This window comes from Aeromonas jandaei (assembly GCF_037890695.1).
GTDB classification, from domain to species: Bacteria; Pseudomonadota; Gammaproteobacteria; order Enterobacterales; family Aeromonadaceae; genus Aeromonas; species Aeromonas jandaei.
In genome coordinates this window covers 570895-595000 of sequence record NZ_CP149571.1, presented here as the reverse complement: position 1 = coordinate 595000, position 24106 = coordinate 570895, and the positions used below count along the sequence as shown (strand labels likewise).

The following is a 24106-nucleotide window of genomic DNA, read 5'->3' as shown; positions in this document are numbered from 1 at the left end:
GCGAAAAGAACCCCTGTGAGGGGAGTGAAATAGAACCTGAAACCGTGTACGTACAAGCAGTGGGAGCCCTTCGGGGTGACTGCGTACCTTTTGTATAATGGGTCAGCGACTTACATTTTGTAGCGAGGTTAACCGTATAGGGGAGCCGTAGGGAAACCGAGTCTTAACTGGGCGTCTAGTTGCAAGGTGTAGACCCGAAACCGGGTGATCTAGCCATGGGCAGGTTGAAGGTTGAGTAACATCAACTGGAGGACCGAACCCACTAACGTTGCAAAGTTAGGGGATGACCTGTGGCTGGGGGTGAAAGGCCAATCAAACTCGGAGATAGCTGGTTCTCCCCGAAAGCTATTTAGGTAGCGCCTCGGACGAATACTACTGGGGGTAGAGCACTGTTTGGGCTAGGGGGTCATCCCGACTTACCAACCCCATGCAAACTCCGAATACCAGTAAGTACTATCCGGGAGACACACGGCGGGTGCTAACGTCCGTCGTGAAGAGGGAAACAACCCAGACCGCCGGCTAAGGTCCCAAAGTTCTGGTTAAGTGGGAAACGATGTGGGAAGGCTCAGACAGCTAGGATGTTGGCTTAGAAGCAGCCATCATTTAAAGAAAGCGTAATAGCTCACTAGTCGAGTCGGCCTGCGCGGAAGATGTAACGGGGCTCAAACCAGGCACCGAAGCCGCGGATTTGCACTTAGTGCAAGTGGTAGGGGAGCGTTCTGTAAGTCTGCGAAGGTGTATCGAGAGGTATGCTGGAGATATCAGAAGTGCGAATGCTGACGTAAGTAACGATAAAGGGGGTGAAAAGCCTCCTCGCCGGAAGACCAAGGGTTCCTGTCCAACGTTAATCGGGGCAGGGTGAGTCGACCCCTAAGGTGAGGCCGAAAGGCGTAATCGATGGGAAGCAGGTTAATATTCCTGCACGACTTGTAATTGCGATGGGGGGACGGAGAAGGCTAGGTGGGCCAGGCGACGGTTGTCCTGGTGAAAGTGCGTAGGCGGTACCTTTAGGTAAATCCGGAGGTGCAACGCTGAGACACGAGACGAACACACTACGGTGTGGAAGCCATTGATGCCCTGCTTCCAGGAAAAGCCTCTAAGCTTCAGATTACAAGTCATCGTACCCCAAACCGACACAGGTGGTCGGGTAGAGAATACCAAGGCGCTTGAGAGAACTCGGGTGAAGGAACTAGGCAAAATAGTACCGTAACTTCGGGAGAAGGTACGCTCTTGTTGGTGAAGTCCCTTGCGGATGGAGCTGACGGGAGTCGCAGTGACCAGATGGCTGGGACTGTTTATCAAAAACACAGCACTCTGCAAACACGAAAGTGGACGTATAGGGTGTGACACCTGCCCGGTGCCGGAAGGTTAATTGATGGGGTTAGCGCAAGCGAAGCTCTTGATCGAAGCCCCGGTAAACGGCGGCCGTAACTATAACGGTCCTAAGGTAGCGAAATTCCTTGTCGGGTAAGTTCCGACCTGCACGAATGGTGTAACCATGGCCATGCTGTCTCCACCCGAGACTCAGTGAAATCGAATTCGCCGTGAAGATGCGGTGTACCCGCGGCTAGACGGAAAGACCCCGTGAACCTTTACTACAGCTTGGCACTGAACATTGAACCTACATGTGTAGGATAGGTGGGAGGCTTTGAAGGCGTGACGCCAGTTGCGCTGGAGCCGTCCTTGAAATACCACCCTTGTATGTTTGATGTTCTAACGCAGGGCCCTGAATCGGGCTCGCGGACAGTGCCTGGTGGGTAGTTTGACTGGGGCGGTCTCCTCCCAAAGAGTAACGGAGGAGCACGAAGGTTGGCTAATCCTGGTCGGACATCAGGAGGTTAGTGCAATGGCATAAGCCAGCTTAACTGCGAGACGGACAGGTCGAGCAGGTACGAAAGTAGGTCATAGTGATCCGGTGGTTCTGAATGGAAGGGCCATCGCTCAACGGATAAAAGGTACTCCGGGGATAACAGGCTGATACCGCCCAAGAGTTCATATCGACGGCGGTGTTTGGCACCTCGATGTCGGCTCATCACATCCTGGGGCTGAAGTCGGTCCCAAGGGTATGGCTGTTCGCCATTTAAAGTGGTACGCGAGCTGGGTTCAGAACGTCGTGAGACAGTTCGGTCCCTATCTGCCGTGGGCGTTGGATGATTGAAGGGAGTTGCTCCTAGTACGAGAGGACCGGAGTGAACGAACCTCTGGTGTTCGGGTTGTCACGCCAGTGGCACTGCCCGGTAGCTAAGTTCGGAATCGATAACCGCTGAAAGCATCTAAGCGGGAAGCGAGCCCTGAGATGAGTCATCCCTGACCCCTTGAGGGTCCTAAAGGGCCGTTGGAGACCACAACGTTGATAGGCGGGGTGTGTAAGTGCAGCGATGCATTGAGCTAACCCGTACTAATTACCCGTGAGGCTTAACCATACAACACCCAAGAAGTGTTCTGGGCCTTGTAGCGAATGAACGAACTACTCAAATTCAGTGATAGCGAAGCCAACAGGCATTTCGTTATTCACGTCAGCTTTCTAGATTAAGAATTTGCCTGGCGGCAATAGCGCCGTGGAACCACCTGATCCCATGCCGAACTCAGAAGTGAAACGCGGTAGCGCCGATGGTAGTGTGGCATTCGCCATGCGAGAGTAGGACACTGCCAGGCTCCCAATTTAAGAACCCCGCTCATCGAGCGGGGTTTTTTATTGCCTGAAATCCAGGCATCTGGCTGTCGTTATCAGCACAGGTTTGCAACCTGCTCCTGCCAATCTCTCCTATAAGTAAACTTATCATTACAAATCATGATGTTATAAACCATCTCGCCTTATGCTTCGCGTCTGAGCAGGTTTAACTACTATAACTCAAATGATAATGATTATTGTTTGATTGAACGTGTCCTGGTCGTTACAATCCAGACCGATTAATAAGTTGCGTTTCAAATAAGCATTTATTAATCACCGTCCCCGGCAGGAGGCCGGGTCTTGTAACGAGTGAAGTAAGGGAATACGCCACTTTCCTACTTGAAACGTTCAGGCCAAATCATGACAACAATACAACCAAGCAAGCTTGCCTTGCTGATCGGTTCTCTTCTCTCTATTCACGCCGTAGCTTCCGAACAGGAAGTGATGGTTGTCACCGCCTCGGGTTTTCAGCAAAAAATCGAGGATTCCGCAGCCTCTATCTCCGTCATTACTCGCGAACAGCTGGAGAAGCGCGCCTATCGCGATGTGACTGACGCCCTGAAGGATGTCCCCGGTGTGGTAGTGACCGGTGGTGGCAGCAGCAGTGATATCAGCATTCGCGGTATGGGCTCGAAATACACCCTGATGCTGGTTGATGGCAAAAAGGTGGATAGCCGTGGTACCCGCCCCAATAGCGATGGACCCGGTATCGAGCAGGGCTGGTTACCGCCGCTACAGGCAATCGAGCGGATTGAGGTCGTGCGTGGCCCTATGTCATCCCGTTATGGTTCAGATGCCATGGGTGGCGTGATTAACGTGATTACCCGCAAGACTACCGCTCTGGCTTGGCAGGGCTCGGTTCACGCTGATTCGACCTTTCAGGAGAACAAAGATGCCGGCAACAGCTTCCAGACCGATGCCTATACCGCAGGTTCACTGATCGATGGCGTGTTGGGGCTGCGCTTCAATGGTCAGCTGGCCCATCGTGGCGAGGATAAGTTTACCCAGGGCTTTGCCGAGCAGGAGACCCGCAGCGGTACTGCCGTGCTCAGCTTCAAGCCTGACGAGCACAACCGCTTCGATCTGGAAGCCAGCCGCAGCTTGCAGGATCGGGATCGCACGGCAGGCAACTCGCTGGATGCCAAGGCGAAGGATAGCCTTAACCGCTATGAGCGCACCAACTATGCGCTGACCCATGATGGCCAGTATGATTTCGGCTCTTCCAGCAGCTATCTGCAGCAGGAGACCAACACCAACCCCGGCCGCAAGATGGAGCTCACCAACACCATCGCCGATACCCACACCCAGTTCATTCTGGGGGATCACTACCTGAGCGTCGGTGGTCAGTATCGCTATGAGGATCTGCATGATCAGGGTAATAACCTGAAAGTGGCCAATCCGGCCACACAGCTTACCCGCTGGAGCTGGGCGATGTTTGTCGAGGATGAGTGGTCACTCACTGACAGCTTTGCCCTGACAGGGGGCGCCCGCATGGATCGGGATCAGAACTACGGCTCTCACTGGAGCCCGCGCCTCTACGGTGTCTGGCATCTGGATGATAGCTGGACCCTGAAAGGGGGTGTATCGACCGGTTATCGCTCGCCGGACTTGCGGATGTCTGCGGCCAACTGGGGTCAGGTTACCGGTGGTGGCAGTCTTGATGGGATGCTGGTCGGCAACCCGGAGCTCAAACCCGAGACCAGCGTGAGTGAAGAGATTGGCCTGCTCTGGAATGGCCATCAGGGCTTCAATGCCGGGGTGACCCTGTTCAACACCGACTTCAAGAACAAGATCTCCGAAGTTCGTCGCTGCACCAGCAAGAGCGATCCGGTCTGTACTCTCAATGGCCACAGCTATGACTTCATCAGTGATCGGGTCAACGTCGACAAGGCGAACATGCGTGGCGTAGAGAGCATGATGGATTGGGTGATCAACGACAAGTGGTCGGTCAGCGGCAGCTATACCTTTACCCAGTCCGAGCAGAAGAGTGGCCCGCTGGCGGGGAATGCCCTCAACCAGATGCCACGCCACATGGTCAACGGCAGCGTAGACTGGCAGACCACCGAGGAGCTCAACCTCTGGTCGCGGGTCAACTTCCGTGGCGAGACTTCCGAGTACCTGAGCCGGGTCAAGATGGCGGAGGGGACTCCTTCCTACACCTTCTTTGACATGGGGCTGGTCTACAAGGCCAACAAGCATCTCGAGCTGACCGCCGGGGTCTACAACCTGTTCGACAAGACGGTGGATTACAGCAGCTATGGCACAGTGCTGGATGGCCGCCGCTACAATCTGGGTGTCACCTACAACTTCTGACAGACATAATGCCTCACGGCCGCCATCATCCGATGGCGGCCGTTTTTATTGGGCATCCATCGGGTTGGCCGTTGCCTGATATGGTGCTGCCTGCCAGGTGTTGCGACCATTGGCTTTGGCTTGATACATCAGCTGGTCTGCCTGTCGCAGCAGCTGATCGGTGTCGATACTCTCCCCGGCTGAAATCCAGACTGCTCCTGTGCTGATGGAGAGGGTGACCTCACCCAGTGTGGTCTCCAGCCGCTCTTTATTGGCTTCCTGACAGAGGCATGCCGCCCACAATCCGGTCGCCTGCAGGTTATCGCTCGGCAGCAGGACGCAAAACTCCTCACCACCAATGCGTGCAAACAGACTCTGCTCCGGCAAGATGATGGCTATGCATTCGGCCAGTTTTTCCAGCAGTTTGTCGCCCACGTTGTGGCCGAATTTATCGTTGGTCTCCTTGAAATGATCCACGTCGAACAGCAGCAGAGCGCAGGGTGTGCCGCTGGTCAGCTGCTGCTCCAGTGACGGGATAAAGGCGCGCCGGTTGAGGAGGCCCGTCAGCGGATCAGTGCTGGCCAGCTTTTCGAGGCGGGCATTGGCGCGGCTCAGCTCAGCCGTGCGATTGGCGACAGCCCGGCGCAGCTGCACGATATAAGCCACCATGATGAGGCCCGCCGCCAGCAGTAGCCAGGGGCCGAGATGGATGGGGTAGACGGTCTCGACATGCATCCATTTGCGGATGATCCGCTCCCGGTCACTCTCCTTTATCTTGGCGAATCCCTCTTCGAGCTTGGCCAGCAGGGCGAGATCCCCTTTCTTGACGGCAAAGCGGATCTGGTCGGTATAGAGGTGGCGCACCGGAATAAAGCGGGTCGGATCTGCCGAGGTATAGATATAGAAGTTGGCGACCTGCAGATCGGCGATAAAGGCCTTTATATCGCCCCGAAAGGCCGCTGCCAGCAGGGTGTCGTTGTCATCGAAGGTCTGCAGTTTGGTGCCCGGGAAGTAGCGCCTGGCGTAGTACTCTTCATAACCGCCAGCGACAACGCCGACGGTCTCATGGAGCAGGTAGTAGTGGACATCAGTGCCGCGTAGCTCGTTGGAAAAGAAGAGCTGGGAGTCGAGCTGGGCGAGGGGGAGGCCATAGTCGAACAGCTTGTCGCGCTCCGGTGACCAGAGCAGCCCGGCATGTACATCGGCCTTCCCTTCGTGCAGCAGGTCGAGAGAGTGTTGCCAATCGACCAGCCGGAACTCGATCTTCTGGCCGGTGACGCGAGCATATTCGCGCCAGAGGTCGATCAGCAGGCCATCGGGTTGGCCCGACTCATTGATATAGGAGAAGGGCTGCCACGCCTTGGAGTTGGTGATGACGAGGGGCTGTTCAGGCTCTTTTCCCGAGGCGTACAGGGCAATAATGAGCAGCAGAAAACCGCACCCTGCCCTGAACGCTTGTCCAATCCGAGAAGAAGCCATCCCTGCTCCAATCCATTGCCAGCCACTGTCTGTAGACGCCGATTATTACTGCCTTCAACGAGGAAGAACAAGCGATCTGGCGATGAAGTTTACATGATGGCAGCATTGCGGTAACGAGCAGGACTCATACCGTGACGGCTTACAGCGGCAGGCTGATTTTTGCCTCCAGTCCGCCCTCAGGCCGGTTGAGCAGGGTCAGCTCGCCGCCGTGTTGATGTACCAGGGTGCGGGCGATGGAGAGGCCCAGCCCCACGCTGCCGGACTCGGTATTGCGCGCCTCGTCGAGCCGCACGAACGGCTTGAAGACATCCTCCAGTCGCGCCGGATCGATCCCCGGGCCGCGGTCGCAGACCCGGATCAACAGCTCGCTGCGAGTTCGCTCCAGCGAGACCTCGGCGCTACCGGCGTATTTGATGGCATTGCCGATCAGGTTCTGCAGTACCCGGCGCAGGGTGTTGGCGCGGCAGGCGTAGACCTCTTTCCCTTCCGCCAGACAGGTAACCGGCTGGCCGGTATCGGCATAGTCATCGCAAAGACTGACCAACAGGCTGACCAGATCCAGTTCCCGCGTTGCCTCCTGTTGCCCCTCTTCGCGGGCAAAGCTGAGGGTGGCGGCCAGCATCTGCTCCATCTGTTGCAGGGTCTGCTGGATGCGATCCTTGTCCTCGCCATCGGCCAGAAACTCGCTGCGCAGGCGCAGGCTGGTGATGGGGGTGCGCAGATCGTGGGAGATGGCGGCCAGCATCCGGGTTCTGTCCTGCACGAAGCGGTCGAGCCGGGTGTGCATCCGGTTGAAGGCCTGGATTGATTCGCGGATCTCGGTCGGCCCCTCCTCTTTCAGGGGCTCGATATCCTCCCCGCGTCCCAATCGTTCGGCGTTGCCTGCCAGTTGCTTGAGGGGGCGGGTGGCGCGACGAAACAGCAGCACCATCAGCCCGATCACCAGACTGGCGACCAGCATCAGGTTGAAGGTGGTTTGCCATGACCAGCTGCCGGCCTCCTTGTCGACCAGCGAGCTGAACTGCAGCCAGCCACCCTGTGGCAGTTCGATGGAGCCGTAGAGCCGCATGTCCCGCGGTGGCGGCGGCCCCTTGCGATCCCGCATCATGCGGGCGTGGTGCTCCCACGCCTTGCTGCGCTGGGCATCCTCTTTCAGCTCGGCGCTGATCTCGATAGTGAGCGCGGGGGGATAGCCAAGGCGCGAGCGCACCAGCTGCTCGAAGCGGGGGCTGCGGTTGTCGGGTTGCATCGGCTCGTCTTCAATTCGCAGCAGCAGGGTTTCGCTGCGGCTCGCCTTGAGGATCTCGTCGTAGAGCGAGGGGGGAGAGAGGGAGAGCAGCCGCACCACCGAGATGATCCGCTGCATCGCGTTGCGGCTATTGACGAAGCCGAGAGCCTCCTCCCGATCCGAGCGGTAGATCTGGATGCTGAGCAGCTGGATCAGGATCAAGCCCGCCAGCGCCACCAGAATGATCTGGCCGGTCAGCCCCTTGGGCCACATGCGAGCCCATAGCCGTTTCAGTGCATTCACCGCTTATACCTGCGTCACATCAGCCGAGAACATATAACCGCCACCCCAGATGGTCTTGATCAGCTCCGGATTCTTGGGATCCCGCTCCAGCTTGCGGCGCAGCCGGCTCACCAGGGTGTCGATGGCGCGATCGAAGGCGACAGCCTCGCGACCACGGGCCAGATCCAGCAGTTGATCCCGGCTCAGCACCCGCTGCGGGCGTTCGAGAAATACCTTGAGCAGATCGAACTCGGCGGTGGAGAGGCTCAGGCCCACCCCATCCTCATCGACCAGCTCGCGGCGGTTGATATCGAGCAGCCAGCGATCGAAGCGCAGATCCCGGGTCAGGGTCTCGGCGGCGGGTTGGTTATCCGCCTGGGTGCGGCGCATCACCGCCTTGATCCGCGCCAACAATTCGCGCGGGTTGAAGGGTTTGGCCAGATAGTCATCGGCTCCCATCTCCAGCCCTATGATGCGGTCGGTCTCTTCCCCCATGGCGGTGAGCATGATGATGGGCAGGCTCGATTTGGCACGTAGTTCGCGGCAGAGAGTCAGGCCATCCTCGCCCGGCATCATCAGATCCAGTACCAGCAGATCGAACTCCCGCTCCTCCAGCAGCCGTTTCATCTCCTTGCCATCCCTGGCGCAGCTGACCCGCAGGCCGTGCTGTTCCAGAAAGCGCTTCAAGAGATCGCGGATCTCGCTGTGGTCGTCGACCACCAGAATGTGGGTGCTGCCCTGATTCATGAATACCTCCCCTGCTTGGCGTTGGCACGAGTATACGAAAATACGCTGCGCGGTTTGTGTCAAAGTGTGCCAGATCCGCCTGATGCCACACTCTGCTACAAAAAAGGGCGATGCTGGCAAAGTTCAGACACCGGTCGGGTGTTTACTTGAGGGCAAGGCGAGAGAGCCGAACCCGAATCATCCGACAGGAGATAGACCATGAAAAAGCTGACCAAAACTCTGATGACCGCCACCCTGATCCTTGGCCTGCCGCTGGGCGCCTATGCAGCCACTCAGGCAGCCCCGGCTCCCGAGCCCGGTGCCATGGTGGATTGCCCGATGGATGGCGGCATGATGGGCGGCAAACACCACGGTGGCCGTCACGACAAGATGGCGCGCATGAAGAACATGACGCCGGAACAGATCGAAGCCAACCTGAAGCAACGCTATGATCGCATTGAGGATCCGGCCAAAAAAGCGGAGTTCATCAAGAACCTCAACGAGCGTGCCGACGGCATGACCAAACACGCCGAGGTGATGAAGAAGTTTGCCGAAGCGAACCAGTAACTGCTCCTGCAGTTTCACACTACAGTGACAAACCAAAGGGTGGCCGAGGCCACCCTTTTTGTGATCATATCGATCCATTTTCGCTCGAATCCTTATCAGGTTGTCGCTTATGTGAGCGGTGGCAAACGCGCCGTGAGCGAATTGCAAGATAATGCCCGCTCATATAACAAGCTGCACCGAGCAGTGGCCGTAAACAGGAGAGGGTATGGGTTGGGATCTGGGGACAATCAAGGGGCGATATACCGCCGTTTTTCTGGGATTCATGGTAGCGGTCTGTGTGCTGACCGTTATCGGCATCCAGTTATGGGTCAAGCCCGAGCTGCAGCGGGCGGGTGAGCAGAATCTGGTGCTGCGGGTCAGCGAGATTGCAACCGACATTCGCGATCAGCTCAATGGGGTGCAGAGCCAGTCACGCAGTATCACCCAGCTGGTCGCCCAGCTGCCGAGCGAGCAGATCGATACCGTTCTGCCTGCTCTGATCGATCAATATGGCAATGCCATGGTGTTTGGTGGCGGTATCTGGCCGATGCCTGAGCAGCGGGAGGCCGGTCGTATCAAATTCAGTTCCTTCTTTCATCGGGATGGTGCCAACAAGCTGATCCCCAATACCTACTGGAACTCGGCCGAGGCACCCAACTATTTCGAGCAACCCTGGCACCGCGCCGGACAGCAGGCGGCGAAAGGCATGTGTGTCTGGGCGGCGGCTTACAAGGATGGGGCCAGCCAACAGCCGCGAACCAACTGTGCCATGGGGATCTATCGTGACGGTTCCCTCTACGGGGTTTCCACCATCGACGTGACGTTAGGTTTCTTCAATGATCTGGTTGCCAAGAAAGAGCAGGAGATCGGTGGTCAGGTGATGATCGTCGAGGCCGACGGCAAGATCCTCAGCAAGAATGGCCGCTTGGCCGGGGATGTGGTGCTGGGCAACCTCTCATCTCACGGGGACTATCCCTTTGCCAGCGCCATCGCCAGCCTGCTTGGGTCGGGTAATGGCACCGCGTTGCAGCGAACTACCTTTCAGGATCTGGGTGAAGAGCAGACATTGCTGATGCAACCCATCGAAGGAACCCCTTGGCTATTGGCGGCGGCATTGCCCACCAGCACCCTGACTCACGACAGTCAGGAGGTGCTCAAGACGCTGGCAGCGATTCAGCTACCGCTGGTGGTGCTGTTGTTTGCGCTGATGTTGATGGCTATCAAACAGCTGGGCAGTCGACTCGACACCCTCAAGCAGAACATCGATGCGCTCTCAGCTGGTGATGCGGATCTGACAGCACGGATCCGGGTCAAGGGGCGCGATGAGTTGGACCATATCGCCCAATCGGTGAACCGCTTTATCGCCTATCTGCAACAGATGATGTTGCAGGTGGCCGAAACCACCGAGTTGATTACCCGTGAATTGGCGCAGCTTGACCAACAGACGGGCCAGGCCAGACGCATTCTCGGTGAGCATGCCGCCGAGACCGATCAGGTGGTCACCGCTCTGACCGAACTCAGTTCCACTGCCGACAGTGTGGCGCACCATGCGAGCGATTCAGCCAGCTTTACCGAGTCGGCCAATGGTCAGGCGATTCAGTCCCGCAAGGTGGTGGGTCAGGCCTCTGCCAGTGTGGCTGCCCTGATCGATGAAGTGGATCTTGCCGCAACCAAGGTATTGGGGATGCAGGAAGATGCCCGCCAGATCAGCAGCGTACTCAGTGTGATCGGTGATATTGCTGCCCAGACCAACCTGTTGGCACTCAATGCGGCCATCGAGGCGGCACGAGCTGGTGAGCAGGGGCGTGGTTTTGCCGTGGTTGCCGATGAAGTGCGAGCGTTGGCGGCGAGAACCCAGAACAGCACTGCCGAGGTGGGGAGCATGCTCTCCCGGTTGACTCAGGGGGTAGCCGAGGCTGTGGTGGCCATGGAGCATACCAAGCAGAGCTGTCAGGCGGCGACCGAAAATACCGAACAAGTGACAGGCGGGCTCGACAAGATGGCTGATGCCGTGGTGCAGATCAACGATCTGGGTACCCAGATCGCGACTGCGGCAGAGGAGCAGAGCCGGGTGACCGAAGAGATTAACCGCAACATGGTCACCATCCGCGACATGGTCAATCTGCTGGTGGATAACGGGCAGAATACCGAACAGAGTTCGGCCACTCTGCTGGAATCCAATCGCCAGCTGGTGGCGCTGGTGCGTCGCTTCAAGGTGTAACAAACCGATAATGAAAGAGGGGGAGCCTGATGCTCCCCCTCTTGCTATCTGCGCCGGTGCGGGCGTGTCGTCCTTGTCCACCGGACGAGCGAATTTAGCCCTGAGCCTTATCAGTCAGGTCTACTTTCTTGACGGTTTCGCCTTCGAACTTGATAACAACGTTCTTCTTGGCGGCGTCGGTATCTTTCAGCAGGGTCTTGGTGGTCTCTGCCAGCATGGGAGAGGCCTTTTTCAGGGCTTCCAGGTCATAGGTCCACACTTCCAGACCGGCTTCGGTCTTAGTAGAGGCCGGAGCGCCCAGTTTCTCTTTGACCACTTGTTTGTTGGCACCGTCTTCCTTGATATCCAGTGCCTTCTTGATGGCTCCGCTGGATGCGTTGTCCACGGCACCGGATACGGCGGTATTGGCCGCATCTTTTACGCTGCTGGTGACGCTGTCGGTCAGCGAGTCCATCAGGCCAGCATTGGCAAACAGGGGCAGGGTGGTGAGTGCTACCAGCAAAGTCTTTTTCATTTTCTACAGCTTCCATGGGATCAATAAGGCGGCTATGAAATCAGCAAAGATATTGGGTGTCAAGTGAGGCATCAAATTGACATTTCTGTTAACTGGCTCTCATTTCTCACCAGCTGCAAACAGTTTTGGTATCTCCCGCACCAGCCAGCTCTTGGCCTTGCCCATGGTATCGCGGCGCCAGGCCAGCACCACCTGCAGCTGATGGCGGTACTCGGGGCTGATCACCTTGAGCCGACCGGCCCTGATGTCCTCCTCAATCCAGCTCTGCGGCATGGTGCCGATGCCTAGCCCGGCCAGCAGGGCATCGCGCTTTTCCGCCATGGTGCTGACGGTGAGGCGTGGCTGCTTGTCGAGCAGGCGGTAGGTGAGCACCGGCTTGCGCAGGGCGGTATCGGCGACGGCGATGGCGCGATAGCGGCGCAGGGTCTCGTCGGCGAGGGGCTCCGGCTCCTGATGGAGAGGGTGGTCGGGGTGGGCGACGTAGAGCATCACCTCCTCTTTCAGTACCTGATGCTTGATGCCGGTCATCACGATATCCGGGTTGAGGGAGGAGATGAGCAGGTCGGCGCGGCCATCCTCCAGACACTCCCAGCTGCCCGCCAGCACTTCGGCGCGCAGTCTGAGCCGGGTATCGGTCTGCTCGGCCAGCCGATCTACCAGCGGGTAGAGCGCCTGCAAGGGCACCAGCGCATCGACGGCGATGGTGATGTCGGTTTCCCAGCCGCGGGCCAGCGCCCGGGTCTCGCCTACCAGATGCTCGGCTGCCTCCAGCAGCACCCGCCCGCGCTCCAGCAGCATGCGCCCCGCCGGGGTGAACTTGGTGCGGTGGCCACTGCGGTCGAACAGCATGGCATCCAGTTCATCTTCCAGCTTTTGCACCGTGTAGCTCAATGCCGAAGGTACCTTGCCCAGCTCGTCGGCCGCCGCCGCGAAGCTGCCACGGCGGTCGATGGCATCCAGCACCCGGATTGCCTCCAGGGTGAGTGCGCGTTCCTTGTTCGACTCCTTGGCCATCTTTCACCTTCAATTTTTTTGAATATGTTCGCCAGATTATCTCGCTAACAAGTTAAGCCAAGCACCTTTAATATTCAATCATCGCTTAGGCAGGAACGTCTGGCGGCCAAATATGCGGGAAGTTTCGCACTGTGACAGGCCAAATCGGCATGTCTGATGTCGGTGAAAGAACAACACACTATTTGAATGACCTCTTGCATGGATGCATTGATTCTGGCCGAGCTGGCCTTGGCAATGACATATAAAACAAGAGAGTGAATGAACATGAAAAACGTAATCAAGATGCTGGCCGTTGCAGGCCTGATGACCACAGGTTTCGCCCACGCCGCCGTACCGGCTGACTTCAACGCCACCCCGGGTGTGCTGTTTGTGAAGTGGCACTCCACCGCAGCGCTGGATGGCAAAGCCAACCCTATGCTGGAAGTGCGCGACGAGTCTGGCGATCTGCTGGCATCGGCTCACGCCAACCTGATGGGTACCCAGCAGGTGAAGATCCCGGGTCGTACCCAGGGCAACCTGACTGTCAGCCTGGCTGGCGAGAGTAGCGAGTATCGCATTCCGTTCGGTCTCGGCGGTGGTAAAGATCGCTAAACCGAACCCCGGATAGATGAGGAGCACACCATGATGAAATTGAGAGCCGCAGAGGCGCGAGGCAAGGCCAACTTCGGCTGGCTGGACGCACGCCACAGCTTCTCCTTCGGTCACTACTACGACCCGGAGTGGATGGGACACTCGGTGCTGCGGGTGATCAATCAGGATCTGGTTGCGCCGGGTGGCGGATTCGCCACCCATCCTCACGCCAATATGGAGATCCTCACTTGCGTGCTGCAAGGCACCATAGAGCACAAGGACAGCCTCGGCCATGTCGAGCAGATCCCGGCAGGGGATTTCCAGCTGATGAGCGCAGGCAGCGGGATCCGTCACAGCGAGTACAACCCCTCGCAGACGGAACCCCTCTCCCTGTTGCAGATCTGGATCGAGCCGAATGAAGTCGGCACGCCACCCGGATATCAGCAGAAGAAAATTGAGTCCAGACCGGGTATGACGCTGGTGGCGTCACCGGATGGCGAGGCGGGATCCTTCGTGATCCGCCAGCAGGCCCGCGTATGGCGGCTGGAGCTGGCCCCGGGCGAAACGCTCGACTGGGCACTGGCTGGCCGACATGGTTACCTGCAGATGATTTCAGGGGAGCTGACCGCCAACGGTCTGGCTGCCCGACCCGGCGACGGGGTGCTCAGTCGTGATGAATACCGGTGGGAGCTGGTTGCGACCAGTGCCACCCAAGCCCTGTTATTTGACCTACCCTGAAGCAGTCAGCGGTGATGTGACACAAACGAGGAAGATGAAATGGACAAGATGAAAGATGTAGCGCTGCTGGCGGGTCGTGTACTGCTGGCGCTGATGTTCGTGATTGCGGGCTGGGGCAAGATCGGTGGTTACGCCGGCACCCAGGGCTATATGGAAGCGATGGGGGTGCCGGGTTTTATCCTGCCGTTGGTGATCCTGCTTGAGCTGGGTGGTGGCCTCGCCATCATGCTGGGTCTCTTTACCCGCAGCCTGTCGGTGCTGATGGCCGGTTTCACCCTGATGGCCGCCTTTATTTTCCACTATCAGCCTGCCGAACAGATGCAGATGCTGATGTTTATGAAGAACGTCTCCGTCGCCGGTGGTTTCCTGGCGCTGGCGGCAGCCGGAGCAGGGGCTTTCAGTGTGGATGCCCGTCTTGGCAAAAACTGGTAACAGCCAGTCAGTTTGAGTTTTCCAATGCCTTTTGGCCGGTGCCCTGCACCGGCTTTTTTCTGTCTGCGTTTTCCGGGTCGGTAAGGCAGCTGCACAAATCTGCGGCCCCCCTCATGGTTCGGCGGTTTGCCCGCCTGCTGGCCACAAGTGCCTTTTGCATCTTATCCCCCGATCCCCGACAATTCCCTCTCTTGTGAAGTGACGGAAATGGCTCGCCTTTTCCCTCGCCCCCTCTCATCCACAGGCGGGAATTGCTCATGTTTACCCTCTACCACTCCAATCAGCTGGATCTGCTCAAAGAGCTGCTGGTGAGCCGCATCCGGCAGGCCCCTCTCTCTCACCCCTTCGATCGGGAGCAGATCCTGGTGCAGAGCCCGGGCATGGCCCAGTGGCTCAAGCTGGAGCTGGCCAAAGCGTTCGGTATCGCCGCCAATATCGACTTTCCGCTGCCCGCCAGCTTTATCTGGGAGATGTTCACCCGGGTGCTGGCAGATGTGCCGCGCCAGAGCCCCTACAACAAGGGCTCCATGAGCTGGCAGCTGATGACCATTCTGCCTGCCTTGCTGGATCGCTCCGCCTTTGCCCCGCTCGCCGCCTATCTGGGCGGTGGAGAGGACGAGGATCCCGCCAGGGATCCCGAGCAGGTGCGGCTGTGGCAGCTCTGCCAGAAGGTGGCGGATCTCTTTGACCAGTATCTGGTCTATCGGCCGGACTGGATCGCCCGCTGGGAAGAGGGGGAAGGATTGAGTCAGGAGCTGGCCGGGGTGAGCGGTCAGGATTGGCAGCCCGAGCTGTGGCGCGAGCTGGTGGCCCGCACGCTGGCGCTCTCTCCGAGCGGCTACCACCGCGCCAACCTCTACGAGGAGTTTATCCACGAGCTGGAGCGTACCGCCGATCTGCCGGGCAAGCTGCCGCAGCGGGTATTCGTATTTGGCATCTCGGCGTTGCCGCCGCGCTATGTGGAGGCGCTGCTGGCCCTCGGCAGCCGACCGGAGGTGGAGGTGCACCTGTTCGTCACCAACCCCTGCCGCTACTACTGGGGGGATCTGCTGGATCGCAAGACCCTGGCGCGCCTCGAAAACAAGCTCAAACCCGGCACCGATATCGAGACATTGCAGGGCCCCGCCAACCCGCTGCTCGCCTCCATGGGCAAGCTGGGGCGCGACTACCTGCATCAGCTGATGGAGCTGGAGGTGCCGCAAATCGAGGCCTTCGTCGATATCGACGAGGTGGATGGCAAGGGCAATATCAAGCTGCTGCATGCCATCCAAAAGGATGTGCTGGAGCTGGCCGAGCGAGGCGCCGGTCAGTTCGATCTCGACAGCAGCCACCACAAGAGCCCCATCGATCCGGCGGATGGATCCTTGCAGATCCACGCCTGCCACGGCCCGATGCGCGAACTCGAGGTGCTGCACGATCGGCTGCTGGCGCTGTTCGAGCAGGATCCGACCCTCACCCCGAAAGATGTGGTGGTGATGATGCCGGATGTGAACAGCTACGGCCCCTACATTCAGGCGGTGTTTGGCGCGCGCGGCCAGATCCCGTTTGCGGTCTCGGATCGGGCTGCGAGTCAGGAGAGCCCGCTGCTGCAAAGCTTCCTCGCCCTGCTCCGACTGCCCAACGCCCGTTTCGGGGCAGGGGAGCTGCTCGCCATTCTCGAGGTGCCCGCCGTGCTGCGCCGTTTCGAGCTGGATGACGACGAGTTCAACCAGCTGCGGGTCTGGGTGCAGGAGACCGGTATCCGCTGGGGGCTGGACGACAGCTACCCTGTCCGTTTCGATCTGCCGCCCATGTCCGGTAACAGCTGGCTGTTCGGCCTGCGCCGCATGCTACTCGGGTTCGCCATGGGGGATGGCGAGCCGGTGGCGGGCATTCTGCCCTATGCCGATATCGAGGGTCAGCAGGGGCTGGCACTCGGCAAGCTCGCCTGGTTTGTCGATTCGCTGGCAGAATTCCTACCCCGCCTGCAACAGGCCCAGCCGCTAGCCGAGTGGAACGCCTGCCTGCTGGCGCTGCTGGAGCGCTTCTATCTGGCCGACGAGGATGAAGAGCGTCAGCTCCAGCTCATTCGCAGCCAGCTGGCCGAGTGGCAGACCCGGCTTGGCGAGGCCCGCTTCGAGCAGCCCATCACCGCCGATCTGTTGCAGGATTACCTCGGCAGCGTGCTGGGGGAGTCCCGCTCCAGCCAGCGATTCCTCGCCGGTCAGGTCAACTTCTGCACCCTGATGCCGATGCGCTCCATCCCCTTCAAGCAGGTCTGCCTGCTCGGCATGAACGACGGCGTCTACCCGCGCACTCTGGCCCCCATGGGGTTCGACCTGATGGCGGTGGCGGGCCGGCGTGGGGATCGCTCCCGTCGCGATGATGACCGCTACCTCTTCCTCGAGGCGCTGCTCAGCGCCCAGCAGGGGCTCTATATCAGCTATCAGGGCTTCAGCGCGCAGGACAACAGCGACAAGGTGCCGTCGGTGCTGCTGGCGGAGCTGATCGACTATGTGCGGCAGGGTTTTGTGCTGGCGGGGGATGAGGATCTCGATGACGAAACCTCCGGCAAGCGGCTGCTCAACCACCTGATGGTGGCGCATCCGCTCACCCCCTACAGCCGCAACTACTTCTACCCGGAGGCGGGTTCGCGCCTCTTTACCTATGCCGCCGACTGGCTGCCCGCCCTCAATCCGGTGCGCGGCGCGGCCAACTTCCAGAGCGGCGAGCTGCCTTTGCCCCCCGAATGGGGCAAGGAGCAGGGGCTGGAGCTGGCGGAGCTGCTGCGCTTCTATCGCCAGCCCACCAAATATTTCCTCAACCGCCGCCTCAAGGTGTGGTTTGAACTGAACGAGGCCAACATCGAGGACAGCGAGCCGTTCGAGCTGGATGGCCTGCAACATTATCAGCTGAAAGATCTGCTGCTTGATGCCCATCTGGCGGAAGGTGAAAGTACCGAGCGTCGCGAGCGGTTGCAGCTCACCGGCCTGCTGCCGCAAGGGTGGTTCGGCAGCCTGCTGCTGGACGATCTGGATGCCGAGATGGGCAAGCTGGCGGATCGGCTGCGGCCATGGGTTGTTGCCAATGAGTCAGAAAAGCAGGCGGTGGAGATCGATATCTCCCTCACTCAGGGCCAGCTGCAAGGGTGGATCGACACCCAGAAGGGGCGTTTGCTGGTGGTCAAACCCGGCAGCTTCAACGGCAAGGATCTGCTGCTGGGCTGGATCCAGCACCTCTGCCTCTCATTGAGCGGCGCCCCCGGCGACACTCTGCTGTTCGATGCCAAGCAGAGTCTGCGCCTGCCTGCGCTGTCGGCCGACGAGGCGCGGCCCAAGCTGGCGGCGCTGGTGGCGTGCTGGGCGCAGGGGATGAAGCGGCCGCTGCCCTTCTTCCCCAACACCGCATGGGATTGGCTCAAGGCGATCGAGAAGGATCCCGACAAGCCGGAGGCGGCCGACAAGGCGGCTCTCACCCGTTTCAACGGCGGCTGGATGATCAATGGGGAGGGGCAAGATCCTTACGTTGCCCGCTGCTTCCCCGAACTCGATGACGAGGTGCTTGGTCAGTTGCAGGCGCTGGCCCGCGAACACCTGACCCCGCTGCTCAAGACCCTGGAGGAGCTGAAATAATGGCTAACCCGCTCAATACATTGCGTTTTCCCCTCCATGGTGAACGACTGATCGAAGCCTCCGCCGGTACCGGCAAGACCTACACCATCGCTGGTCTCTACCTGCGCCTGCTGCTGGGCCATGGCCCGCTCATCGAAGAGGGCGCCGATGTGGGTCAGCCGAGCGCCCATGAACGGCCGCTCTCGGTGACCGAAATTCTGGTGGTGACCTTTACCGAAGCGGCCACCGCCGAGCTGCGCGGGCGGATCCGCGGTCGCATCCACGAGGCGCGGCTCGCCTTTATGCGCGGCCATAGCAATGATGCCCTGCTGGCCCAATTGCTGGCAGAGGTGGTGGATCACGAGCTGGCTGCCCGCCGCCTGCTGGCCGCCGAGCGCCAGATGGACGAGGCAGCGGTCTTTACCATCCACGGCTTCTGCCAGCGGATGCTCAAGCAGAACGCCTTCGAGTCGGGCGCACTCTTTGAAACCGAATTTCTTACCGACGACAGCCAGCTTCGGCTGCAGGCGGTGAGCGACTACTGGCGATCCGAGTTCTATCCGGTGGATAAAGCCCTCGCCAGCGCGGTGCGCGCGCTCTGGCCGAGCCCCGCCGCCCTGCTGCGGGAGATGGGCAGCTGGCTCGACAACAGCGAGCTGGAGATCCACCCCGCGCTGGGGGACGAGACCCTCGCCGCCCGCCATCAGGCGGCCATGAGTCGCATCGCGGCGGTGAAGAGCGAATGGCTGGCGCAGACGGACGAGATCCGCCGCCAGACCGACGGCCAGATCAGCCGCTACACCGGCAAGAACTACGAAGGCTGGCTTGCCAAGATAGCTGACTGGGCACAGGACGAAGGCAGTGGCTACGCCATTCCCAAGGAGCTGGAGCGCTTCGGCCAGACGGTGCTGGAGGAGAACCTCAAGAAGGGGGGCGTGGTGCCGACCCTGCCGCTGTTCAGCCAGATCGATGAACTGCTGGCGAGCCGTCCCGGTATTCGGGACCTTATCCTGCAACGGGCCGCCAAAGTAGTGCGCAGCCGGATGCAGGCGAGCAAGCGGCAGGCTCATCAGCTCTCGTTCGATGACCTGCTCAAAGACCTCGATGGGGCGCTTGGCTCAAACCTTGGCGAGCGGCTGTGCGAGCGCATTCGCGCCACCTATCGGGTGGCGATGATCGACGAATTTCAGGATACCGACCCCCAGCAGTACCGCATCTTCCATCGCCTTTACGGCGGTCACACCGACACGGCGCTATTGATGATCGGTGACCCCAAGCAGGCCATCTACGGCTTTCGCGGCGCCGACATCTTTACCTACATTCAGGCGCGGCGAAATGTGAGCGCCCACTACACCCTCGGGCGCAACTGGCGCTCCAGCAGTGCGCTGGTGGGGGCGGTCAACGGCCTGTTCGAGCGGGCGAAAGATCCTTTTATCTACGAGGCGGATATCCCCTTCCTGCCGGTGGAGGCGCAGGGCAAGAGCAAGGCGCTGCTGCTCGATGGCACCACCGCGCCCGTGCTCCAGTGCTGGCAGCTGACCGGCCAGCCCACCTTCAACCGGGGGGATTACCAGAGCAAGATGGCCCGCGCCACCGCCGCCGAGATCCACCGCCTGCTGACGCTGGCCCGCGAGGGCAAGGCAAAGATAGGTGATCAGGCGGTGAAGGCCGGAGATATCGCCGTGCTGGTGCGCACCGGCGCCGAGGGCAAGCTGGTGCAGCAGGAGCTGGCGCGCCTCGCCATCGCCTCCGTCTATCTGTCGAACCGCGAGAGCGTGCTGGAGCAGACGGAGGCGCGGGAGATTTTGCTGATTCTGCACGCCTGCCAGAACCCGAGCGAAGAGCGCAGCCTGCGGGCGGCGCTCGCCACCGGGCTGTTTGATCTCGACGCCAAGGCGCTCGATGGGCTGGCCAGCGATGAGCGGGCGTGGGAGAGCGCGGTGCAGGAGTTTATGGAGTACCGCAAGATCTGGCACCGCCGTGGCGTGCTGGCCATGCTGCGGGCCCTGCTGCACCGGCGCAATCTCGCCTCTTCGCTGTTGGCGAGCCCCTATGGCGAGCGGCGGCTGACCAACTTCCTCCATCTTGGCGAGCTGCTGCAACAGGTGAGCAGCGAGCTGGATGGCGAATATGCCCTGCTGCGCTGGCTGGGGGAGGCGGTGAGCCGCCCCAACGGCCAAGATGCGGAGCAGGTACTGCGCCTCGAATCCGAGCGCAAGCTGGTGCAGATCGTCACCATCCACAAATCCAAGGGACTGGAGTACCCGCTGGTATTCCTGCCCTTTATCTGCAGCCACAGAACCGCCGAGACCCCGCTCTATCACGAGGCCGACGAGGCGGGCAATCGCACCATTCTCGATCTCACCGGCGCCGACTCGTCGCTCGCCGAAGCGGACAGGGAGCGCCTTGCCGAAGATCTGCGACTGCTCTATGTGGCGCTGACCCGGGGCGTCTACGCCACCTGGCTGGGGTTGGCGCCGGTGCGGGCGGGAGCGGGCAAGTCGGAGAAGACTGACCTGCACCACACCGCCATCGGCTACCTGCTGCAAAAGGGCGAAGAGGGGGATGCGCAGACGCTGGCGACAGCTCTGACCGAGCTGGCACAGGCGCTGCCCGGAGTGGCCGTCGGTGAGCCCTCGCTCACCCGTCCGGCCCCGCTGCCACCAGAGGAGGAGCAGTTGGGCGAGCCGCAGGTGCGCCACTTTACAGGTTCCCTTGAGCGAGACTGGTGGATCAGCTCCTACTCCGGGCTGGCAGCGCAGGGTCACGGTCACAGCAAGGGGGTCTTGGCCAACCCCGGCTTCGATGACGAGGTCGTCACCGAGGCGGCCGCGCTGGCTTCCGAGCAACCGGAGGAGGCGCCCCAGCCCTCCATCTTCACCTTCCCGAAAGGGGCGCGCCCCGGCACCCTGCTGCACAGCCTGTTCGAGACCATCGACTTTCAGAGCGCCGCGGGCGAGCCGTTGGCAGAGCATATCGCCGCGCTGTTGGCGCAGGATGGCTTCGACGAGAGCTGGGCCCAAGTGCTGCAACAGCAGGTGGAGGCGGTGCTGGATACCCCGCTGGAAACAGGTTTTGGCGAGCCGGTGCGGCTGCGGGATCTGGCCCCCGACCGCAAGCAGGTGGAGCTGGAGTTCTTCCTGCCCATGGGACGGGTGACGGCACCGGCGCTGACCGCGCTCTGCCAACGGCACGACCCGCTGTCGCGGGGCAACAAGCCGCTCAGCTTTGCCACCGTGCAGGGGATGCTCAAGGGCTTTATCGACCTGGTGTTCGAGTGGCAGGGGCGCTGGTATCTGCTCGACTACAAATCGAACCACCTCGGCATGAGCCCCGCCGATTACAGCCGTCCGGCGCTGGAGCGGGCGATGGCCGAGCACCGTTACGACCTGCAATACCAGCTCTACTCGCTGGCGCTGCACCGGCTGCTCACCCTGCGCCTGCCGGGCTACGACTTCGAGCAGCATTTTGGCGGCGTTTTCTATCTGTTCCTGCGCGGCATGCCGCAGGGGGGCATTTTCCATACCCGCCCGAGCCGTGAACTGGTGTTGGGGTTGGATGAGTTGTTTAGAAATGGTGATCGCTCTGGCGGTGTTTCATCAGCAGAATTAAACGAGGTAGAGGCATGAGCGGCACCATGATCAGCACCGCAGCCAGCGCAATGATGGTTGAACGGTTGAAAACACTGGCGCTGGCTGGCCGCATCCGCCAGCTGGATCTGCAATTTGCCCGGCTGGTGGCAGACCTTGGCGGCAGCCCCGAGCTGGTGCTGGGGGCGGCGCTCACCTGCTTCGAGCTGGGGCGTGGCCATGTCTGCCTGCCGCTTGAAATGTTGACTGCCGGATCCCTGCGCCCGTTCGGGCTGGATCCCCAGCAGAGCCGGGATCTGCTGGTGGATCTGGCGGATCCTGCCCGCTGGCCCGCCCTGTTTGCGGCAAGCCCCTTGGTTGGAACCGAGCAGGATGAGGGGCTCGCCCCGCGCTGGCCGCTGCGGCTGTGGCACGGGCGGCTCTACCTCACCCGCTACCACGATTTTGAACTTGGGGTGGCCCGCCATCTGCGCGCTTTGAGCGAACGCGCCGAATGGCCGGAGATTTCACCGGCTCTGTCGCGGCTGTTTGCCCGCGACTACGGGTTGGTGTTCGCGGCGCTGCTCAAGGCCCGCCTCGCCCCCGATTTCTCGGCCCGCCACTTTATCGAGAAGTATCTGGATCTGGTGTTCCCGAACGAAGTTGATTGGCCCGCCATCGAAGGGCTGCTGGCCAGCGCGCAGGCGGCGAGCGACCTGAGCAAGCTGGATACGCTGGTGCCCGAGGCGCTCTGTTGCAACGGCCAGAAGCTGGCTGCGGCCACCGCGGCGGCGCGCCCCTTTGCGGTGATCTCCGGTGGCCCCGGCACCGGCAAGACCACGACTGTGGCCAAACTGCTCGCCATTCTGGTGGAGACCGGCCTGCAAGCAGGCAAGGCACCGGCGATCCGGCTGGTGGCCCCCACCGGCAAGGCGGCGGCGCGCCTCACCGAGAGTATCGGCTCTGCCCTGCAGGCCCTCGATCTGCCCCCCGAGTGGGTGGAGGCGATCCCCACCGAAGCGGGCACCCTGCACCGGTTGCTCGGGGTCATTCCGGGGCGCAGCCAGTTCCGCCACCACGCGGGCAACCCGCTGCACCTCGACTTGCTGGTGGTGGATGAGGCCTCCATGGTCGACTTGCCGATGATGGCGCGCCTGCTCGATGCGCTGCCCAGCCACGCCCGCCTGATCTTGCTCGGCGACAAGGATCAGCTCGCCTCGGTGGAGGCGGGGGCCGTGCTCGGCGATATCTGCAGCTTTATCGAACAGGGCATCAGCCCGGCGCAGGCGGACTGGCTCTCCCGCCAGACCGGCTACCGTTTGCAGGGCACGCCCGCGGGGGCGCCGGTGCGCGACAGCCTCTGTTTGCTGGCCAAGAGCTGGCGCTTTGATCAGCACTCCGGCATCGGCCAGCTGGCGCGCGCCTGCAACAGCGGCGATGCCACGGCGGTGGAATCAGTCTGGGGCGCAGGATTCGCCGATATCAGCCTGCACCCCTGGGCGGGGGAGGCCTACGACGACCTGATTGCCCAGGGGGTCGCTGGTTACGGCAGCTATCTGAAGGCGGCCCGCGCGGGGGAAGCGCCCGCCGCCGTGTTCAAGGCATTCAACAGCTTCCAGATCCTCTGCGCCCTGCGCGATGGCCCGTTCGGGGTGCTGGGGCTAAACGAGCGGCTCGAACTGGCCCTGTCACGGGCTGGCCTGATTGCCCGCGATGGCGACTGGTATGCCGGTCGCCCGGTGATGGTGGTACGCAACGATCACGGGGTCGGCCTCTACAACGGCGATATGGGGCTCTGCCTGCCCGACGAAACTGGCCGGTTAAAGGTATGGTTTGAGCAGCCGGACGGCACATTGCGCGCCCTGTTGCCCAGTCGGCTGCCGCCCCACGAGACGGTCTACGCCATGACCATCCACAAATCTCAGGGCTCGGAGTTTGCCCATACCGTGCTGGTGCTGCCCGATAGCCCCAGCCCGCTGCTGACCCGCGAGCTGGTCTATACCGGCATCACCCGCGCCAAGGCGCGCCTCGATCTCTATGGCGATCGCGCCCTGCTGGCCCAGGCGGTACGGAAAAAGACCGAGCGTTATTCCGGATTGGCGGAGAGGTTGGGGGAGTGAACTATTGGACAGCGGTAAAGGGATTTACCGCTTTTTATTTAGCTATTAGAGTATAAACATGTTGAATCGAAGTAAGAATACATCAAAAGAAGCGACCTCAGGTGATGAGGCTAA

Annotated in this window: 14 protein-coding genes and 2 rRNA genes (1 of these 16 cut by a window edge); 11 read left to right on the top strand and 5 right to left on the bottom strand. The window is 60.6% G+C overall.

Annotation, left to right across the window (positions count from 1 at the left end; genetic code table 11):
• The 3 genes from WE862_RS02940 to WE862_RS02930 form a co-directional block, all read left to right on the top strand.
• Window positions 1–2423: ribosomal RNA gene (locus WE862_RS02940) — 23S ribosomal RNA — on the top strand (it extends 467 nt beyond the left edge of the window).
• Between the two features lie 117 nt (window positions 2424–2540).
• Window positions 2541–2655, top strand: a 5S ribosomal RNA gene (rrf, locus tag WE862_RS02935).
• A gap of 376 nt (window positions 2656–3031) precedes the next feature.
• Window positions 3032–4984 carry a ligand-gated channel protein gene (locus tag WE862_RS02930; protein WP_042030209.1) on the top strand — a complete coding sequence of 651 codons (1953 nt, stop codon included), beginning with the start codon at window positions 3032–3034 and terminating at the stop codon, window positions 4982–4984.
• A gap of 45 nt (window positions 4985–5029) precedes the next feature.
• On the opposite strand, the gene WE862_RS02925 is transcribed toward WE862_RS02930, so the two are convergent.
• The 3 genes from WE862_RS02925 to WE862_RS02915 form a co-directional block, all read right to left on the bottom strand.
• Entirely contained in the window at window positions 5030–6442 is a 1413-nt protein-coding gene (locus WE862_RS02925; protein WP_042030207.1) for a transporter substrate-binding domain-containing diguanylate cyclase, read from the bottom strand.
• 139 nt (window positions 6443–6581) lie between these two features.
• Window positions 6582–7943 carry an ATP-binding protein gene (locus WE862_RS02920; RefSeq protein ID WP_042030205.1) on the bottom strand — a complete coding sequence of 454 codons (1362 nt, stop codon included), beginning with the start codon at window positions 7941–7943 and terminating at the stop codon, window positions 6582–6584.
• A 33-nt stretch (window positions 7944–7976) separates the two neighbouring features.
• Complete coding sequence (locus WE862_RS02915; protein ID WP_041210048.1) at window positions 7977–8699, bottom strand: response regulator; 723 nt, start codon at window positions 8697–8699, stop codon at window positions 7977–7979.
• Between the two features lie 198 nt (window positions 8700–8897).
• Here WE862_RS02915 and WE862_RS02910 point away from each other — a divergent pair, with 198 nt between their 5' ends.
• Window positions 8898–9245: a hypothetical protein gene (locus WE862_RS02910; protein ID WP_042030204.1), complete on the top strand. Its 348-nt coding sequence runs from the start codon at window positions 8898–8900 to the stop codon at window positions 9243–9245.
• A gap of 205 nt (window positions 9246–9450) precedes the next feature.
• On the top strand, window positions 9451–11445 hold the full coding sequence (locus WE862_RS02905) for a methyl-accepting chemotaxis protein (RefSeq protein ID WP_042030202.1): 1995 nt from the start codon (window positions 9451–9453) through the stop codon (window positions 11443–11445).
• Between the two features lie 94 nt (window positions 11446–11539).
• Here WE862_RS02905 and WE862_RS02900 read toward each other — a convergent pair whose 3' ends face one another.
• Entirely contained in the window at window positions 11540–11959 is a 420-nt protein-coding gene (locus tag WE862_RS02900; RefSeq protein WP_042030200.1) for a hypothetical protein, read from the bottom strand.
• Between the two features lie 99 nt (window positions 11960–12058).
• Window positions 12059–12973, bottom strand: coding sequence for a LysR family transcriptional regulator (locus WE862_RS02895; protein ID WP_042030198.1), 915 nt, complete (start codon window positions 12971–12973; stop codon window positions 12059–12061).
• Between the two features lie 258 nt (window positions 12974–13231).
• On the opposite strand from WE862_RS02895, the gene WE862_RS02890 reads away from it, so the two are divergent.
• The 6 genes from WE862_RS02890 (at window position 13232) to recD (ending at window position 23992) form a co-directional block, all read left to right on the top strand.
• Window positions 13232–13564 (top strand): hypothetical protein, encoded by a 333-nt coding sequence (locus tag WE862_RS02890; RefSeq protein WP_339058698.1) that lies wholly within the window; start codon window positions 13232–13234, stop codon window positions 13562–13564.
• A gap of 30 nt (window positions 13565–13594) precedes the next feature.
• Window positions 13595–14281 carry a pirin family protein gene (locus WE862_RS02885; protein WP_041210052.1) on the top strand — a complete coding sequence of 229 codons (687 nt, stop codon included), beginning with the start codon at window positions 13595–13597 and terminating at the stop codon, window positions 14279–14281.
• A 39-nt stretch (window positions 14282–14320) separates the two neighbouring features.
• Window positions 14321–14713, top strand: a complete 393-nt coding sequence (locus tag WE862_RS02880; RefSeq protein ID WP_041210053.1) for a DoxX family protein — start codon at window positions 14321–14323, stop codon at window positions 14711–14713.
• A 257-nt stretch (window positions 14714–14970) separates the two neighbouring features.
• Window positions 14971–18324: an exodeoxyribonuclease V subunit gamma gene (recC, locus tag WE862_RS02875; RefSeq protein WP_042030197.1), complete on the top strand. Its 3354-nt coding sequence runs from the start codon at window positions 14971–14973 to the stop codon at window positions 18322–18324.
• The gene (gene recB / locus WE862_RS02870) at window positions 18324–21932 is read left to right on the top strand and encodes an exodeoxyribonuclease V subunit beta (RefSeq protein ID WP_042030195.1); all 3609 of its coding nucleotides are present in this window, start codon (window positions 18324–18326) and stop codon (window positions 21930–21932) included. Before recC ends, recB begins: the two co-directional genes overlap by 1 nt.
• Window positions 21929–23992, top strand: coding sequence for an exodeoxyribonuclease V subunit alpha (gene recD, locus WE862_RS02865; protein ID WP_042030194.1), 2064 nt, complete (start codon window positions 21929–21931; stop codon window positions 23990–23992). The genes recB and recD overlap by 4 nt, the downstream gene beginning before the upstream one ends.
• Window positions 23993–24106: the final 114 nt, after the last annotated feature.